Here is a 16,246-nt window from a genome sequence, read left to right as displayed (position 1 = left end):
GGCGTCCCGGCCGGGCCGGATAGCGCCAGGCGGTGCAGCATTCGCGTCTTCATTTTCGGCGTCTACAATTTTTTTGACATCGCTGTCATTTCCGGCGGTGTGCTCCGTCTATTCGGCTCCCAAACCCATGTATCGGAGAGATGTCATGAAAAACGTATTCCTCGCCGCCTGTATCGCCGCACTTGCCACGATCGCAACGGGCGCCCATGCGCAGAACGACGCCATGTCGAAGGACGGCACGTCGATGTCGAAAGACGCGATGGGCCACGACGCGATGGCCAAGGACGATGCGATGGCCAAGGACGGCGCGATGAAGAAGGACGGCATGAAGAAGCACGCGATGAAGAAGGATGCGATGGGCCACGACGCGATGAAGAAGGGCGATGCGATGAAGAAGGACGCCATGAGCCCGTCGAACTGACGAATGCGGGCGGGGCGCGGCCGGCCGGTTACCGGCACACGTCGCGTCCCGCTGCATCATCCCGGGAGTCTTCATCATGCAAACGGTTCCTGTTACCGATCGCGCGAGCGTGCCGCCGCCCGCGCCGACGATCCATCCGCGGTGGGTGCGCGCGAGCCACTGGCTCAACGCGCTCGCGGCGATCCTGATGGCGTTGTCGGGCTGGCGTATCTACGATGCGTCGCCGATCTATCCGGCGTTCACGTTCGCGCACGGCATCACGCTCGGCGGCTGGCTCGGCGGCGCGCTGCAATGGCATTTCGCGGCGATGTGGCTGCTGGTCGGCAACGGGCTGTTCTATCTCGCGATGGCGATCGCGACGGGGCGCTTCGCGCGCAAGCTGCTGCCCGTGACGCCTGCGTCGGTGTGGCGCGACGTGCGCGCGGCGCTCGGCGGGCGGCTGTCGCACCACGACCTGAGCGTCTACAACGCGGTGCAGCGTGCCGCGTACCTGACCGCGATCGTCGATCTCGTCGTGCTGGTGCTGTCGGGGCTCACGATCTGGAAATCGGTGCAATTTCCGCTGCTGCGCGAGCTGTTCGGCGGTTACGACAACGCGCGCATCGTGCACTTCTGGGCGATGGCGCTGCTGGTCGCATTCGTCGTCGTTCATGTCGCGATGGCGTTGCTGGTGCCGCGCTCGCTGCTCGCGATGCTGCGCGGCCGTTGACCCGCGCGACGCGGGCGAAGGAACTCATCATGTCGGAATCCGAAAAAAATCGCGGCGCGCCGCGCTGGACGCTCGACCGGAAATCGCTCGAACTCGACGTGCGCCGCGAGCTCGAGATGCCGTCGCGACGGCTCTTCAACCGGCGCGTGCTGACGCTCGGCGGCCTCGCGATGCTGACCGGCTGCACGCTGCAGGACGACGCGTCGGTCAACACGTTCCTCGAGAAAGTGTCGCGCATGAACGATCGCGTGCAGGCGTGGCTGTTCAATCCCGACCGGCTCGCGCCGACCTACACCGAAGCCGACATCACACGTCCGTTTCCGTTCAACGCGTACTACGGGATCGACGAAGTGCGGCACGTCGACGAGTCGACCTACCGGCTCGTGTTGTCCGGTCGTGTAACGGGCAAGCGGGTGTGGACGCTCGACGAGCTTCGAGCGCTGCCGCACGCGGAACAGATCACGCGGCATATCTGCGTGGAAGGGTGGAGTGCGATCGGCCGCTGGGGCGGCACGCCGTTCGGCGCATTCCTCGCGCGCGCCGGCGCGGACACGCACGCGAAATACGTCGGCTTCAAGTGCGCGGACGATTACTACGAAAGCATCGACATGCCGACCGCGCTGCATCCGCAGACGCTGCTCGCATTCGATTACGACGGCCGCCAGCTGCCGCCGGAATACGGGTTTCCGATGAAGCTGCGGATGCCGACCAAGCTCGGCTACAAGAACCCGAAGCACATCATGGAAATTTTCGTGACGGATACGTTCCCGGGCGGCTACTGGGTCGATCAGGGCTACAACTGGTTCGGCGGATCGTGAGCGGTGCGCGTGGCGTGCACCGCGTGCGTATGCGTCACGCGGAATCGCGCACCTGCAGATCGACGCGCAGGCCGACTGCCGAGGCCATGTTCACGAGCGCGTCGAGCCCGAACAGGTTGATCTTGCCGCGCATCAGGTCGGAGACGCGCGGCTGCGTGACGCCCAGCTGCTTCGCGGCCTCGGCCTGACTCAGTTCGAGCCGCGCGATGCGCTGCTTGAGCGCGATCATCAGTTCGGAGCGCAGCTTCATGTTCGCGGCTTCCGCCGGCTCGCTTTCGATTGCGTCCCAGACGTTCGCGTAGCGTTCATCGGTCATCGTTTCAACTCCATCATCAGCATCCGATAGCGGCGGGCGGCGAGGTCGATATCGGTCTTGTTCGTGCGCGTCGATTGCTTGCGGAAGCAGTGCAGGACGTAGACGGCCTCGGTGAAAGTCGCGACGTAGACGACCCGGAATGCGCCGCTTGCATCGCGCAGGCGAATTTCCCGCACGCCGACGCCGATCGTGCGCATCGGTTTCCAGTCGTCGGGTGCGAGGCCGCGCTGCACCTGGTCGATCTGGTGGCCGGCTTCGCGTCGCGCGGGCAACGGAAAGCCGCGGAGATCGGCCAGCGCGCTGCCGACGAAAACGACGGGCTTCGGCGGAAGAATGTCTGAATTATACAAAATTTTGTATGAGCTGTGCAGGTGTCGGAAAGAAGCCGCGGGCGCCGCCAGGGGCGCGCGCCGTCCGTCACGATAGGCGCGTCACGGCGCACCGATGCACAAACTGGCCGTCAGGCCGATGCTGGATCAAGGGTTGCGAAGGGTGGCGCCGGCGCTCCCCCCATTGCATATCCGGCCCCGAATTTCACCGGTCCGTCGCGCGAAAAATGTCGCGCCGAAACATCAGTCGATATCTTTCAGACAGGTCCGACGATGCTTTCGAATCCTTGATGCCATAATGCCGAGCGTGTGCAGCCGACGCGGTTGCGCACGTTTTTTTTTGCCCCGTTTTTGCCCCTTTGCCGCCGCTTGCCGGTTCTTTTTCGTCGCCGTTCGCACCGCCATGTCGTTCCGCACGTTCGCTCTGCCTTCCCGGTCCCGCGTGGACCGTTTGCCGGCATCGCCGGCGTCTTTCAGCGGAGCACGCGGCGTGACGTGCGGGCGGGTGGGACGATGACCCCGCTCGACCGCCTCCTCGATTTCCTCGCCCGCTTTTCGTTCCGGATTCGCCTGCCGCAAAGCCGCGGCGGCCGCGTGGCGCTGGCGCTCGTCTTCATCTATTTCGTCTGGGGCTCGACCTACAGCGGGCTGCATTTCGCGCTGCAGTCGTTCCCGCCGCTGCTGTTGTCGGGATTGCGCAACCTGCTCGGCGGGATCGGCCTGTTCATCTTCGCGCTGCGGCGCAAGCCCGAATGGCCGACGCTGCTGGAAATCCGCAACTCGGCGATCGTCGGCACGATGCTCGTCGCGCTGTCGTCCGGCACGATCGCGCTCGGCATGCGCACCGTCAGCAGCGGTTCGGCCGCGGTGATGGTGGCCACGGTGCCGCTGTTCGCGACCGTGATCGCGGCGGTGGCCGGGCGGCCGGTGACGAAGGGCGAATGGGCGGCCGTCGCGCTCGGGATGGTCGGCATCGTCGTGCTGAATTCGGGCGGCGCGGCCGCCGCGAACTCGGCGCTCGGCACGATCTGCGTGCTGGCCGGCGCGCTGTTCTGGGCGGGCGGCGCGCATCTCGCGACACGGCTCAAGCTGCCGTCCGACCTGTTCCTGTCGACGTCGCTGCAGATCGGCCTGGGCGGGCTGATGTCGACGATCGTCGCGTGGCTGCTCGGCGAACGCGTCGAACAGCTGGCCGTCGGGCCCGTGTTCGCGTTCGTGTACCTGATGGTGTTCTGCACGATGGCCGCGTACGTTGCGTACGGCTACCTGATCCGCCACACGAGCCCGATCATCGCGAGCAGCTGCATGTACGTGAACCCGATCGTCGCGGTCGCGCTGGGCGCGCTGTTGCTGGGCGAACCGGTGACGATGGCGACCGTGGTCGCGACCGTCGCGATTCTCGGCAGCGTCGGGTTGTCGTTCGTGTTCGATCCGGCGCGCCGGCCCGCTGCGGCGACGGTTACGGTTACTGGTACGGCCACGGCTGCTGCTGCCAGTTCGCCGGCTGTGGCGGCCGAGCAGGCGGCGACGGCGGACGCTTCGCCCGTCGTCGAGCAGATCGCGACGCCGGATGCGCCGCCCATCCTTGCGCCTTCCGCCGTCCCGCTCGCGGTGCCGACGCCTGCGGCCGTGATGGACCCCGCCGCGGTGATCGAGCCCGCCCCGGCATTCGCGACGCCGCCCGCCGCCACCGAGCCGGCCGTTTCGCGCACCGACGCGTGACGCCGCGCTGGCCGGTCGCGCTCAGCCGCGTCGGCCGCCGCGATGGTGGGACCAGCCGGCGAGTGCGGTAAACAGCAGCCCGGCCGCGCACATGCCGATCCAGCCGAACGCGCGCCATGCGGCGACGCCGGCCGACGAGCCGAGCGCGCCGCCGATGAAATAGCACACCATGTACACCGTGTTCACGCGGCTGCGCGCCTCCGGCTTCAGCGCATAGATGCGCGACTGGTTCGAGATCTGCGCGGCCTGTACGCCCACGTCGAGCACGATCACGCCGATCACGAGCCCGACGAGGCTCGAGCCCGACAGCGCGAAGATCACGAACGACAGCGCGAGCAGCACGATCGCGAGCGAGATGACCGCGCGCGGCCCGCGCGTGTCCGCGGAGCGGCCCGCATACGGTGCGGCGAGCGCGCCCGCAGCCCCGACGATCCCGAACAGGCCGGCTGCCTGCGGGCCGAGATGGAACGGCGCGCCGGCGAGCAGCAGCGTGAGCACCGGCCAGAATGCGCTGAACGCCGCGAACAGCGCGGCGCCCGTGAGCGATGCCTCGCGCAGCCCGCGCAGCTCCACGGCCAGATCCCACATCGAGCCGAGCAGCTTGCCGTACGACAGCGTCGACGTCGGCGAGCTGCGCGGCAGCCGCAGCACGATCACGACGGCGAGCGCGACGAGCGCCGCGACCGACGCGGCGAACACCGCACGCCAGCCGAAATACTCGGCGATGAAGCCGGCGGCGGTACGCGCGAGCAGGATGCCGAGCAGCAGGCCGCTCATCACGGTGCCGACCGCATGGCCGCGTTCGGCCGGCGGCGCGATTTCGGCGGCGAACGGCACGGCCTGCTGCGCGATGGTCGCGAGGATGCCGATCGCGAGGCTCGCGACCGCGAGCACGACGAGCGACGGCGCGGTGGCCGCCACGATCAGCGCGATCGACAGGCCGGCGATCTGCAGCAGGATCAGCCCGCGGCGATCGAAGCGGTCGCCGAGCGGCGCGAGCAGGAACATGCCGGCCGCATAGCCGAGCTGCGTCGCGGTCGGCACCGCGCCGATCCACGAGGCGCCGTCCGGAAAGGACGCGCGGAAGCTGTCGAGCAGCGGCTGGTTGTAGTAGATGTTCGCGACCGATACGCCCGCGATCGTCGCGAGCAGCAACAGCAGGCTGCGCGAGTAGTGGGGCGAGGCGGCGTCGGTCGGACGGTCGGTGGAGGTGGTGGACATGGCGGCGGCAACGAAGTTGGGCGGCGCGGCAGGCGGCGCACGCGTCGGGTGCGCAGGCAGGCCGGGCGCCGGTCGAGGCTGCCGATCATACCGGAGCAACGTGAATCCTGCCGGCGGCGAGCCGGCATAACCGGCATAACCGGACAACCAGCCGGCCGCCGGCCGTCACGGCACGCGCTTCACGTCGTCAGTCGACCAGCTCGCCCGTCGGCTCGTAGAACGGATACGGCCCCGCGCCTTCGTCCACATAGACGTGATGCGATGTCATTCCCGTATCGGGCGCATGACGATGGACCGCGAACGCCGGCGGTTCGAGCCGGAATGCGGACGGCGCATCGGTCCGCAGGTCGAACGCGACCTGGTGCGCGGGCGACGGCACCGCAGCCGCGAGCGTGCCGCCGAAGCGTGTGAACATCGTGCGGTGCACGTGACCGCACAGCACGCGCTCGACGTTCGGATGACCGCGCAGCAGCGCATCGAGTTTCGCGGCGGCGGCGGGCGCGAGACGCAGCTTGTCCATGTGGCCGATGCCCGACACGAACGGCGGGTGATGCAGCGCGACAATCACCGGCCGGTCGCGCGCGGCGTCGAGCTGCGCGGCGAGCCACGCGAGCCGGACGTCGCACAGGTCGCCGTGGCTCGCGCCCGGCACCTGCGAATCGAGCGCGAGTACGCGCACCGCGCCGACGTCGAGCGCGTACTGCACGAATTCGCCGTCCTGCAACTCGGCGCGATCGGCGAACGCGCGGCGCAATCCGGCGCGGTCGTCGTGATTGCCGATCATCAGGTAATACGGAATCTCGAGCGCCGCGAGCAGCCCGCGCAGGTTGCCGTACTCTTCGTCGTGACCGAAGTCGGTCAGGTCGCCGGTGACGAGCACGGCGTCGGGGCGCGGCACGAGTGCGTTCAGCTTCGCGACGCAGCGCGCGAGCGCGGCCGCCGTGTCGACGCGCCGGTACGCGAGCTGGCCCGGCCGCTTGATGTGGAGATCGCTGATTTGAGCAAGCAGCATCGTCGTTCCTCGGAATCTCTGGTTGTTGTCGCGGCGGCGTGCGCCACCGTGGGGGCTGCAGGCATGATGCCCGATCGACGGCTTACGCGCCGAGCGCGATCAGGCCTTCCGGCGCGATCGTGAGGCCGACCGCCGTGCCGCGCGCAAGCGCGATGCGGCCCGGCACGTCGATCACGAGCGCGTCGGGCGCCGCATGCTCGATCGTGAGCCGCGTGCGTTCGCCGAGGAACGCGCACGCGCCGACCGCGCCGCGCAGCGGCGCATGCGCGGGATCGGCGAGCTGCGCGTCCTCGGGGCGGAAGAACCATTCGTCGGCCGCGTGCGGCGTGACGATCGCGCCGCCCGTCGTTGCGAGCGCGCCGTCGCGCCACTGGCCCGCCAGCCGGTTCAGCGTGCCGATGAACTGCGCGACCGTGCGGTTCGCGGGGTGGTAGTAGATCTCGCGCGGCGTGCCGATCTGCTCGATGCGGCCCGCGCCCATCACGACGATCCGGTCGCCGAGTTCCATCGCTTCGGCCTGGTCGTGCGTGACGTAGACGGTCGTCACGCCGAGTTCGCGCAGCAGCGTGTTCATGTCGCGGCGCAGCACGTCGCGCAGCTTCGCGTCGAGCGCGGTCAGCGGTTCGTCGAGCAGCAGCACGCGCGGCCGCACCGCGAGCGCGCGCGCCAGCGCGACGCGCTGCCGCTGGCCGCCCGACAGTTGATCGACCGGTTTGTCCGCATGCGCGTCGAGCCGCATCATCGCGAGCAGTTCGTCGACGCGTTCGCGCAGCGCACGCGGCTCGGTCTTGCGGATCTTCAGCCCGTAACCGACGTTGCCGCGCACCGTCAGGTTCGGAAACAGCGCGTAGTTCTGGAACACCATGCCGACTTGCCGGCGCTCGATCGGCAGCGCGGTGACGTCGTCGTCGCCGAACGCGATCGTGCCGCCGGCATCCGGCGTGTCGAGGCCGGCGATCAGGCGCAGCGTGGTCGTCTTGCCGCAGCCGGACGGCCCGAGCAGCACGAGCGTTTCGCCGGCGCCGATCGACAGGTCGAGCGGTTCGAGCACGCGTGTACCGCGGAACGTCTTCGCGCAGCCGGTCAGGGTGATGGGAGTGGAATCGAGTTTCATGTCTGCAGGAAAAGTCAGCGCGGGCGCTTCTTGAGCGCACGCGTACCGGACGGATCGACGCCGAGCCATTGCATCGCGACGAGCAGCGGCAGCGTCATCAGCAGGAACAGGATCGTGTACGCGCTGCCGACTTCGAGGCGCAGCGACGCATACGTATCGGCAAGCCCGACCGGCAGCGTCTTGGTGTCGGGCGTGTGCAGCATCCAGGTGAGGTTGAATTCGCCGATCGACAGCGTGAGCACCGCGAGCGCGCCGGCGACGATGCCCGGCCGCAGGTTCGGCAGCACGATCGTGACGAAGCGCGTGACGAACGATGCGCCGAGGCTCGCCGCGCCTTCCTCGAGCGTGCGCAGGTCGGCGCCGGCCGCGACGGCCGCGACCGCGCGCACCATGAACGGCAGCGTGAACACGACGTGGCCGACGACGATGAACCACAGGCTCATCCGGAACGCGGTGAAGCCGCCGTACACGACCAGCAGCGCGAGCGCCGAAGCCAGCCCCGGCAGCGCGACCGGCAGTACGAGCGCTTCCTCGATCGCCCGCGCGATGCGGCTCTTGCTGCGCGCGAGCGCATAGCCGGCCGGCACGCCGACCGCGAGCACGATCGCGAGCGTCGCGAACGCGACGTAGAGCGACAGCGCGACCGAGCCGTGATACTGCTGCCACACCTGCTCGAGCCAGCGCAGCGTGAGGCCACTCGACAGGCCGCGGAAATAGTTGACGGTCAACCCCGCGAGCACCGACATCACGACGGGCACGATCAGGAACGCGCACAGCAGCAGCGTGACGCCCCATTGCAGCGCGGCGATCGCGCGTGCACCGGCAACCCGCGGCGCGTGCCGGGCAGCAGGTTTCGCTGGCAGGGAAGCCGGCACAGGTGCCGGGGAGGGCGCGGAAGAGCCGGAAAGCGATGTCATGCGGAAATCCTCAGGCCGCGGCGGCGGCGGTGTGACCGGTGAAGCGTCGTGCGAGCGCGAGCACGGCCCAGGTGACGACGCCGAGCACGATCGACAGGCCGGCCGCCGTCGCGATGTTCGCGTTCAGCGTGAACTCGGTGTAGATCGTCATCGGCAATACGTTCAGGTCGGTGGCGAGCGTGAACGCGGTGCCGAACGCGCCCATCGCGGTCGCGAAGCAGATCGCGCCGGCCGCGATCAGGCCCGGCGTGAGCGCGGGCAGCACGATGTCGACGAAGATGCGCCACGGCGACGCGCCGAGCGAACGCGCGGCTTCCTCGAGCGACGCGTCGAGCTTCGACGCGGCCGCGATCACGGTGACGATTACGCGCGGAATCGAGAAGTACAGGTAGCCGATGAACAGGCCCGCTACCGAATACGCGAATACGAACTTGTCGCCGGTGAGCTTCGCCGACAGCATGCCGATCAGCCCCTGGCGCCCGGCCAGCATGATCACCATGAAGCCGACGACGACGCCCGGGAACGCGAGCGGAAACGTCAGCAGCGCGAGCAGCACGCGCTTGCCGGCGAATTCGCGGCGCGCGAGCAGCAGGCCCGAGATGGTCGATAGCGCGAGCGTCGCGAGCGTGACGCCCGCGGACAGCGCCACCGTCTCGCCGAGGCTCTTCATGTAGCGCGCATTGCCGAGCAACGCCGCGTAGTGCGAGAAGAAGGCGCCGTCGGCGGACACCTGCACGAGCGACGCCATCGGCAGCAGCCAGAACGCGGCGAATACCGCCAGCGCCGGCGCGACGAGCGCGACGCGCCAGCGCAGCGGAAAAGTCAGGTCGAGCATGACGTGGGGCCGGCCGCTTACTGCATCACCTGCAGGTACTGCTGGCCGAACGCCTGCTGGCCGGCCGCCATCTTGCCGAAGTCGACCGATTTCGCCCGCGCGTATTCGCTGGCCGGCAGGAACTTCGCGGCGATGTCGGCGCCGAGCGCCTGCGCGCGCACCGGGCGCAGGTAGGCGTTGGCCCACAGCTTCTGGCCTTCGTCCGACAGCACGAAATCGAGCACCTTCTTGCCGTTCGCGTCGTGCGGCGCGCCCTTCACGAGGCTCATCACGTACGGCACCGCGATCGTGCCTTCCTTCGGGATCACGAACTCGACGTTCGCGTTGTCCTTGTACTTCGCGCGATACGCATCGAAGTCGTAGTCGAGCAGGATCGGAATCTCGCCGGACAGCACGCGCGCATAGGCCGTCTGCTTCGGCACGATCGGCGCGTTCGCCTTCAGCTTGCGGAACCAGTCGAGGCCCGGCTTGAAGTTGTCGAGGCTGCCGCCGAGCGCCTGGTTGACGGCGACCGCACCCGCGTAGCCGACGAATGCGCTCGACGGATCGAGATAGCCGACCATGCCCTTGTATTCGGGCTTCAGCAGATCGGCCCACGAACGCGGCACCGGCTTGCCGTCGAGCGCGTCCTTGTTCACGAAGAAGCCGAGCGTGCCCGAGTGGATCGCGAACCAGTAGCCTTGCGGGTCCTTCAGGTTCGCGGGAATGTCGTTCCAGTGCGCGGGCTTGTACGGTGCGATCACGCCCTTGTCCTTCGCCTGGAACGCCGACGACACGCCGAGGTAGACGACGTCGGCCACCGGGCTCTTCTGCTCGGCGATCAACTGCGCGATCGACTGGCCCGAGTTCTTGTTGTCGAACGGCACGCGGATGCCGGTCTTCTGCTTGATCGCCGCGATCTGCGCGGCCCAGTCGGCCCATTCGGGCGGGCAGTTGTAGCAGATCGCCGTTTCGTCGGCGTGGGCCGCGGGGGCGCCGGCGACGAGCGCGGCGAAGGCGAGCGGCGCGGCAAGCGCGCGCAGCAGCGAGGTCAGGCGAAAGGACACGGTGAATCTCCGGGCGAGTGGGTGTGGCGCTGGGGTGGTGTGGTTATGGGTGTGTGTGGCCGCGCGGCGCATGCGGTCGGCGCTCAGGCCTTGCGCAGTTGCAGGTCGGTGGCCGGAGGCGCAATCGTCGCGCCGTCGCGTACCGCATGCGGCAGGATCGTCGACGTGCGCTCGATCGCCGCACCGCCGATGCATTCGACGAGACGCTGCCACGCGTGGCGGCCGATGTCGCGGTTCGGCGTCGTGACGCTCGCGAGCGGCGGCGCAAGCAGCTCGCCGATCGCGATCCCGTCGAAGCCGAGCACCGACAGGTCGTCGGGAATCGAGAAACCCGCGCGGCGCAGGCCGCGCATCACGACCATCGCGAGCAGGTCGTTGCTGCAGAAGAGGGCCGTCGGCCGCGTGGCGTGCGCGGTGAGATGCGCGAGCACCGCGTCGGGCAACTCGGGCGCGTTGAAGTCGACTTCGACGGGCGGCAGCGGCGCCACGCCGCTTTCCTCGAGTGCCTGCGCATAACCGAGATGACGCTGGCGCGCGCGATCCGACGCGGCGAGCGAACCGGCCAGCATCAGCACGCGGCGGTGACCGCGCGCGGTCAGCAACCGCACGCCGTCATACGAGGCGCGGCGGTTGTCGACCGACACCGACGGACGCCGCTGCGTGTCGTTGTGCATCAGCACGTAATGCGGGCCGTCGCGATCGAGCATGTCGAGCAGCGGGTGCGTATCCGCATCGGCGACGGTGAGGATCAGCCCTTCGACGCGCTGCTCGCGCAGCGTCTCGATCGCATGACGTTCGCGCGCCGCGTCGTATTCGGTCGTCATCAGGATCAGCTTGAACCCGGCCGCGGTCGCGAGCGCGTCGATGCCTTGCAGGCAGTCGGCGAACACCGGGTTCGACAGCGTCGGCACGACGACGCCGACGAGCCGCGTGCGCTCGCCGCGCAGCTGCCGGCCGAGCGGGCTCGGGCGGAACTGCAGCGTGTCGATGGCGGTGCGGATCGTCTGCAGCGTGGCGGGGCTGACGGTATGCGGCGCGTTGATCGCACGTGAAACGGTGGCGATCGAGAAGCCCGCGAGGGCAGCGACGTCCTTGATGGTCGAGGTCATGAAGTCATGCGATGTAAACGTTTTCGGCCGGGGAATTATCGAAAACGTTTGTGACTTCGCGATGACGCACGCGACGCTTGTTTCGCGAAAAGCACGATACAAACGTCAGACGGTTGAGGCGGTCAGACGACGCGCGGTCGATTGTATCGGCGGAGGTTACGGCGCGGGACGAAATCGTCGGCCCAGTGGCGTCGGTGTGGTATCGGCGTCGAATGCGAGGGAGCAAGCGGTGCGACGACGGCCGGTGTCGCGATGCGGCGCGGCGGAATAAGGGAACGCATGCGCAAGCAATGGTAGAATCGCGTCCGCCCTCTTGCCGGGGTGATGAAATTGGTAAACATAGCGGACTTAAACGATTGAGTGCCCGGCCGGAAACGGTCGGTGCAGAACCCTTCAAATTCGGCGAAACCCCTGATGCGCGCATCGAGGCAACGCCGAGCCAAGCCTCGCGGCAACCCGCGAGGAAGGTGTAGAGACTAGACGGGGGGCGCCTAAGGCGCACGGGCAGCGGTCACGCCCGCGCGCGACGGTGAAGGCATAGTCCAGCGCACGAACGGTTCGCGCACGCGACGCCGGCTTTGAAAGAAGCAGTGTGACGAAAATCCGCCGCCTTAACTGGCTTGCCGGTTCGAGTCCGGTCCCCGGCACCATCGATTGCGTTGATGCGATTCGATTCGATGAAGGTGTGAAAAACCCGCGAGAAATGCAGCGCTCGCGGGTTTTTTTGTTTGTGCGGCGTCGCCATCGAGGCGAGGCTGCGACGCCGGCCGGGACGTGAAAAATATCGCGGCTTGTCGCGTGTCAGAAAATTCCCAGCCCGCCGTCCGCGCCCCAGACCTGCCCGTTCGCATAGCTCGTTTCCGACGAGGCGAGCGCGACATACAGCGGGGCGATTTCGGCTGGTTGTCCCGGCCTGCCGTACGGCGAGCCCGCCGCATAGTTGACCACCGTCTCCGGTGGCTGGCCGCCGCTCGATTGCAGTGGGGTCCAGTAGGGGCCGGGCGCGACTGCATTGACGCGAATGCCATGCGGCCCGAGCTGCTTCGCGAGGGATCGGGTGAACGCGATGATGCCGGCTTTCGTCGTCGCATAGTCGAGCAGGTTGGCGCTCGCCCTGACTGCCTGGACCGACGTGGTGTTGATGATCGACGCGCCGGGCGGAAGATGCGGGATGGCTGCCTTCGTGATCCAGAACATCCCGTAAAGATTGGTCTTGATCGTTGCATCGAAATGCTCGGTCGTCATCTCGTCGATCGAATCGAGCGCCTGTTGTCGGGCGGCGTTGTTGACGAGAATGTCGATCCCGCTGAGTTCCGCCGCCGCGCGTGCGACCAGCCGCTGGCAGAACGCTTCGTCACGGATGTCCCCCGGTAGCGCGACGGCTTTGCGTCCTGCTGCCCGGATCAACGCAACGACTTCCTGTGCATCGGATTCCTCGATAGGAAGATAGCCGATCGCGACGTCCGCCCCTTCGCGCGCGAACGCAATGGCTGCTGCCCTGCCGATGCCGGAGTCGCCGCCGGTGACGAGCGCCTTGCGGCCGACGAGCCGGCCACGGCCGCGATAGCTTTGCTCGCCGTGGTCGGGGCGCGGCTGCATCCGGCTCGCGAGTCCCGGCGGCGCCTGGACCTGATGCGGGAACGGCGGCTTCGGGTACAGATCGACCGGATTCGTCAGACTCGCCGCGGCGGGTGGCGCGTCGACGGCATGCGCGGCGGACGGACCGAGTGCGGACATCGCAGCCAGCGCGCCAAGATTGCCGATGACCTGTCGGCGCGACACGCGCATGCCTGCTTCGTTATCATCGTCTTTCAACGGATGCTCCGTGAGCGAAATCGCGCGTCGTGCTCCGTACCGTCCGCGCGAAAGTGGGTGATCGCCGTACGGCAGGCGAGCTCGCTGGCGCGCGACGACGGTGCCGTCACGCGCCGGTACATCGCGTTCATTCGACGCGCAGGATCAGCTTGCCGGTCGTCTGGCCGGTTTCGAGCGCGTGATGCGCGTCGGCAATCGCATCGAACCCGTAGCTGCCGCCGATCAGCGGCTTCAGCTTGCCGGTCGCGAGCAGTCCGAACAGTTCGCCGAGTGTCCGGCGCACGACGTGCTCGTTGAGGAACGCGTGCAGCGCGAAGCCGGACACCGATCGACAGCCGAAGATCAACGCATTCATCAGCGCCTCGTCGACCGTCAGGAGTTGGCCGCTCGCGGCGCCGTAGCTGACGAACCGGCCGTATACCGCAAGACCCGAAACCAACGTGCGTGCGACCGTCCCGCCGATCGAATCGAATACGACATCAGGGCCCTCGCGGCCGGTTGCGTCGCTCAATTGATCGGCCCAGTGCGCGTCGCGATAGCTGATGGCCCGATCGGCGCCGAGCGTTCGCACCGCATGCAGTTTGGCCGGCGCGCCTGCGAGGCCCGTGATCGAGCGTGCCCCGTCGAGTCGCGCCAACTGGATCAGCATCGAGCCGACGCCGCCGGCCGCGGCAGTGATCGCGACCGTGCGCGCGGCCACGGGCGTCTCGCGCAGCAGCACACGGGCCACGAGCCCCTGCAACATCACGGCGACCGCGTCGTCGTCGGAGACTTCGTCGGGAATCGCGGTAATCAGCGCGGCGCCGAGCGTCACGTATTCGGCGTAGCCGCCAGTCGCGCGCATCGCGCCGAACAGCGGCGCCGCGACGCGTGCGCCGACCCGGATGTCCCGCACGTTCGCGCCGACGGCAGCGACGGTGCCGACGACTTCCGAGCCGGGCACTGCGGGCAGTGTCAGCGCCGGGCCCGGATAGGTGCCGGCGCGTTGCAGCGTTTCCGCGAAATTCAGTCCGATACGCGTGACCCGTACGAGAACCTCGTCGGCGGCAGGGGTGGGGCGCTCGATCACGACGGGACGAAGGACGGAAGGATCGCCGACCCGCTCGATCTGGATGGCATGCATGCTGGTCATGGAAACATCTCGCTTGGAATGGGGGCGTTCGCCCCCCGGGGATGGATGAAGCGCGGACCTGGATCGGCCGCGCAGCTGTGTGTTGCCGAAGGCCGACGGGTCAGTCCGGCTGTGCGCGGTCGAACGCGATACGGCCGGCGCCATGCAGGAACAGCGCGAGCAGGCCGCCTGCCATCGACAGGTTCATCATGAAGAACGTCTGCTGGGTCTGGTCGCCGCCGCCGTGGAAGATCACCGCGGCGATGATCGAGAAGATCGCGAGCCCGAGGGCCGCGAGCCGCGTCATGAAGCCGGTGATCAATGCCAGGCCGCCGGCGACCTCGACGACGATCACGAGCGGAAGCAGCGCGCCCGACACGCCCATGTGCTCCATGTACTGCTGGGTGCCCGCATAGTTGAAGACCTTGCTGATTCCGGCGCCGAGATACACGCCGGCGATGAGAAGCCGCACGAGCACGGACAGCACGAGGTTGACGACGGGCGTTTGAACGGTTGTTTTGTACAGTGCGCGGTTGATCGAATTGATCATATGGAATCCGTAATGAATGAGTGGGTGGATCGTCGATTCGGTCGAGCGACCGACCTGTTGTCGGGCGATTGATGCTTACGCGTCGAGCGTCGGATAGTCGGTGTAGCCGGCTTCACCGCCGCCGTAAGCGGTGGACATATCCGCGTGCGCGAGCGGGCGATCGTGTCGAAGGCGCGTGACGAAGTCCGGGTTCGCGATGAACGGATAGGCAAACGACACGAGGTCGGCATGGCCGTCGTCGAGCGCCTGTTGCGCACGCGCCTTCGTGTAGCCGCCGTTCGCGATGTAGAACCCGCCGAATGCACGGCGCAATGCGCGGTAGTCGAACGGCGGTGCCTGATCGGCCGCGGACTGCGGAATGCCTTCGACGACGTGAAGGTAGGCGGCGAGCCCGGTCAGCCGGTTGGCGAACCGGTCGAACAGCGCCTGCGGTTGACTGTCGGCGATGCCGCCGAAATGCGGCGTGACCGGCGAAATGCGGACGCCCACGCGCGCGGGACTCACGACACGTCCGACCGCCCGCACGACGTCGAGCGGCAGCCGGATACGGTTGTCGATCGTGCCGCCGTAAGGGTCCGTGCGCCGGTTCGTACCGTCGCGCAGGAACTGATCGAGCAGGTAACCGTTCCCCGCGTGGATTTCGACGCCGTCGAAACCTGCCCGCAACGCGGCCTGCGCCGCATGCGCGTATTGCTCGACGATGCCTGGTATTTCATTCGTCTCGAGCGCGCGCGGTACGGGGTGCGGTTTCGGTCCGGCCGGCGTGAATGCCTGTCCGTCCGGCTGAATGGCCGACGGCGCGACGGGCAGGGCGCCGTCGGGCTGCAGATCGGGATGGCCGATGCGGCCGACGTGCGCGAGCTGGACGAAAATCCGGCCGCCTGCGCGGTGCACGGCGTCGGTCACGCGTTGCCAGCCGTCGATTTGCGCATCGCTGTAAATCCCCGGCGTGAACGGATAGCCCTTGCCGAGCGGCGAAATCTGCGTGCCCTCCGTGACGATCAGGCCAGCCGACGCGCGTTGGGCGTAGTAGGTGGCGCTGAGCGCGCCGGGTACGTCCCCGGCGCCGGCACGGCTGCGCGTCATCGGTGCCATCACGATGCGGTTGCCGAGCGTGATCCCGCCGAATTCGAGCGGGTCGAACAACGTGGCGCGGGTTGATGCCGCCCGGCCGGAAGGAGAGTTGTCGATCGTCATGATT

Annotated in this window: 17 protein-coding genes; 4 read left to right on the top strand and 13 right to left on the bottom strand. The window is 67.9% G+C overall.

What is annotated here, in order from left to right:
* Window positions 1-145: 145 nt before the first annotated feature.
* The 3 genes from BLS50_RS02315 to BLS50_RS02305 all read left to right on the top strand — a co-directional run bounded on the left by BLS50_RS02315 (window position 146) and on the right by BLS50_RS02305 (window position 1,948).
* The gene (locus tag BLS50_RS02315) at window positions 146-421 is read left to right on the top strand and encodes a pentapeptide MXKDX repeat protein (RefSeq protein WP_027807507.1); all 276 of its coding nucleotides are present in this window, start codon (window positions 146-148) and stop codon (window positions 419-421) included.
* A 76-nt stretch (window positions 422-497) separates the two neighbouring features.
* Window positions 498-1,130, top strand: a complete 633-nt coding sequence (locus tag BLS50_RS02310; RefSeq protein WP_074800459.1) for a cytochrome b/b6 domain-containing protein — start codon at window positions 498-500, stop codon at window positions 1,128-1,130.
* A 29-nt stretch (window positions 1,131-1,159) separates the two neighbouring features.
* Window positions 1,160-1,948 carry a molybdopterin-dependent oxidoreductase gene (locus BLS50_RS02305; protein ID WP_074800456.1) on the top strand — a complete coding sequence of 263 codons (789 nt, stop codon included), beginning with the start codon at window positions 1,160-1,162 and terminating at the stop codon, window positions 1,946-1,948.
* Window positions 1,949-1,982: 34 nt separating this feature from the next.
* On the opposite strand, the gene BLS50_RS02300 is transcribed toward BLS50_RS02305, so the two are convergent.
* Together BLS50_RS02300 and BLS50_RS02295 are read right to left on the bottom strand one after the other, a co-directional pair.
* Window positions 1,983-2,264 (bottom strand): helix-turn-helix domain-containing protein, encoded by a 282-nt coding sequence (locus tag BLS50_RS02300; RefSeq protein ID WP_069232404.1) that lies wholly within the window; start codon window positions 2,262-2,264, stop codon window positions 1,983-1,985.
* Window positions 2,261-2,614, bottom strand: coding sequence for a type II toxin-antitoxin system RelE/ParE family toxin (locus tag BLS50_RS02295; protein ID WP_074800453.1), 354 nt, complete (start codon window positions 2,612-2,614; stop codon window positions 2,261-2,263). Before BLS50_RS02295 ends, BLS50_RS02300 begins: the two co-directional genes overlap by 4 nt.
* Before the next feature lie 492 nt (window positions 2,615-3,106).
* Here BLS50_RS02295 and BLS50_RS02290 point away from each other — a divergent pair, with 492 nt between their 5' ends.
* The gene (locus tag BLS50_RS02290; RefSeq protein WP_074800450.1) at window positions 3,107-4,315 is read left to right on the top strand and encodes an EamA family transporter; all 1,209 of its coding nucleotides are present in this window, start codon (window positions 3,107-3,109) and stop codon (window positions 4,313-4,315) included.
* A 21-nt stretch (window positions 4,316-4,336) separates the two neighbouring features.
* On the opposite strand, the gene BLS50_RS02285 is transcribed toward BLS50_RS02290, so the two are convergent.
* The 11 genes from BLS50_RS02285 to BLS50_RS02230 form a co-directional block, all read right to left on the bottom strand.
* Window positions 4,337-5,536, bottom strand: coding sequence for an MFS transporter (locus BLS50_RS02285; protein WP_074800447.1), 1,200 nt, complete (start codon window positions 5,534-5,536; stop codon window positions 4,337-4,339).
* Between the two features lie 187 nt (window positions 5,537-5,723).
* On the bottom strand, window positions 5,724-6,548 hold the full coding sequence (locus tag BLS50_RS02280; RefSeq protein ID WP_074800445.1) for a phosphodiesterase: 825 nt from the start codon (window positions 6,546-6,548) through the stop codon (window positions 5,724-5,726).
* A gap of 82 nt (window positions 6,549-6,630) precedes the next feature.
* A complete protein-coding gene (locus BLS50_RS36505; protein ID WP_074800442.1) occupies window positions 6,631-7,662 on the bottom strand; it encodes an ABC transporter ATP-binding protein in 1,032 nt (343 codons plus the stop codon).
* Window positions 7,663-7,676: 14 nt separating this feature from the next.
* Window positions 7,677-8,579 (bottom strand): ABC transporter permease, encoded by a 903-nt coding sequence (locus BLS50_RS02270; RefSeq protein ID WP_027813108.1) that lies wholly within the window; start codon window positions 8,577-8,579, stop codon window positions 7,677-7,679.
* 10 nt (window positions 8,580-8,589) lie between these two features.
* A complete protein-coding gene (locus BLS50_RS02265; RefSeq protein ID WP_011545031.1) occupies window positions 8,590-9,414 on the bottom strand; it encodes an ABC transporter permease in 825 nt (274 codons plus the stop codon).
* A 17-nt stretch (window positions 9,415-9,431) separates the two neighbouring features.
* Complete coding sequence (locus BLS50_RS02260; RefSeq protein ID WP_006476396.1) at window positions 9,432-10,460, bottom strand: ABC transporter substrate-binding protein; 1,029 nt, start codon at window positions 10,458-10,460, stop codon at window positions 9,432-9,434.
* 83 nt (window positions 10,461-10,543) lie between these two features.
* Window positions 10,544-11,569: a LacI family DNA-binding transcriptional regulator gene (locus BLS50_RS02255; RefSeq protein ID WP_074800440.1), complete on the bottom strand. Its 1,026-nt coding sequence runs from the start codon at window positions 11,567-11,569 to the stop codon at window positions 10,544-10,546.
* 801 nt (window positions 11,570-12,370) lie between these two features.
* Window positions 12,371-13,357 (bottom strand): SDR family oxidoreductase, encoded by a 987-nt coding sequence (locus tag BLS50_RS02245; protein WP_027813111.1) that lies wholly within the window; start codon window positions 13,355-13,357, stop codon window positions 12,371-12,373.
* 154 nt (window positions 13,358-13,511) lie between these two features.
* Window positions 13,512-14,516, bottom strand: a complete 1,005-nt coding sequence (locus tag BLS50_RS02240) for a quinone oxidoreductase family protein (protein WP_034196501.1) — start codon at window positions 14,514-14,516, stop codon at window positions 13,512-13,514.
* A 100-nt stretch (window positions 14,517-14,616) separates the two neighbouring features.
* A complete protein-coding gene (locus BLS50_RS02235) occupies window positions 14,617-15,045 on the bottom strand; it encodes a DoxX family protein (protein WP_074800437.1) in 429 nt (142 codons plus the stop codon).
* 75 nt (window positions 15,046-15,120) lie between these two features.
* The gene (locus BLS50_RS02230; protein WP_074800434.1) at window positions 15,121-16,242 is read right to left on the bottom strand and encodes an alkene reductase; all 1,122 of its coding nucleotides are present in this window, start codon (window positions 16,240-16,242) and stop codon (window positions 15,121-15,123) included.
* Window positions 16,243-16,246 lie beyond the last annotated feature (4 nt).

Source organism: Burkholderia orbicola, from assembly GCF_900100915.1.
Taxonomy (GTDB): domain Bacteria; phylum Pseudomonadota; class Gammaproteobacteria; order Burkholderiales; family Burkholderiaceae; genus Burkholderia; species Burkholderia orbicola.
Note: the sequence above shows the minus strand (reverse complement) of the source record. Positions and strands in the feature narration are given on the sequence as shown.

Bases quoted from the DNA above. Each gene is read 5' to 3' on its own strand.
- BLS50_RS02270 (WP_027813108.1), bottom strand. From the start codon at position 8,579: ATGACATCGCTTTCCGGCTCTTCCGCGCCCTCCCCGGCACCTGTGCCG.
- BLS50_RS02230 (WP_074800434.1), bottom strand. From the start codon at position 16,242: ATGACGATCGACAACTCTCCTTCCGGCCGGGCGGCATCAACCCGCGCC.
- BLS50_RS02290 (WP_074800450.1), top strand. From the start codon at position 3,107: ATGACCCCGCTCGACCGCCTCCTCGATTTCCTCGCCCGCTTTTCGTTC.
- BLS50_RS02285 (WP_074800447.1), bottom strand. From the start codon at position 5,536: ATGTCCACCACCTCCACCGACCGTCCGACCGACGCCGCCTCGCCCCAC.
- BLS50_RS02255 (WP_074800440.1), bottom strand. From the start codon at position 11,569: ATGACCTCGACCATCAAGGACGTCGCTGCCCTCGCGGGCTTCTCGATC.
- BLS50_RS02235 (WP_074800437.1), bottom strand. From the start codon at position 15,045: ATGATCAATTCGATCAACCGCGCACTGTACAAAACAACCGTTCAAACG.
- BLS50_RS02265 (WP_011545031.1), bottom strand. From the start codon at position 9,414: ATGCTCGACCTGACTTTTCCGCTGCGCTGGCGCGTCGCGCTCGTCGCG.
- BLS50_RS02240 (WP_034196501.1), bottom strand. From the start codon at position 14,516: ATGACCAGCATGCATGCCATCCAGATCGAGCGGGTCGGCGATCCTTCC.
- BLS50_RS02280 (WP_074800445.1), bottom strand. From the start codon at position 6,548: ATGCTGCTTGCTCAAATCAGCGATCTCCACATCAAGCGGCCGGGCCAG.
- BLS50_RS02300 (WP_069232404.1), bottom strand. From the start codon at position 2,264: ATGACCGATGAACGCTACGCGAACGTCTGGGACGCAATCGAAAGCGAG.
- BLS50_RS36505 (WP_074800442.1), bottom strand. From the start codon at position 7,662: ATGAAACTCGATTCCACTCCCATCACCCTGACCGGCTGCGCGAAGACG.
- BLS50_RS02245 (WP_027813111.1), bottom strand. From the start codon at position 13,357: ATGCGCGTGTCGCGCCGACAGGTCATCGGCAATCTTGGCGCGCTGGCT.
- BLS50_RS02305 (WP_074800456.1), top strand. From the start codon at position 1,160: ATGTCGGAATCCGAAAAAAATCGCGGCGCGCCGCGCTGGACGCTCGAC.
- BLS50_RS02315 (WP_027807507.1), top strand. From the start codon at position 146: ATGAAAAACGTATTCCTCGCCGCCTGTATCGCCGCACTTGCCACGATC.
- BLS50_RS02310 (WP_074800459.1), top strand. From the start codon at position 498: ATGCAAACGGTTCCTGTTACCGATCGCGCGAGCGTGCCGCCGCCCGCG.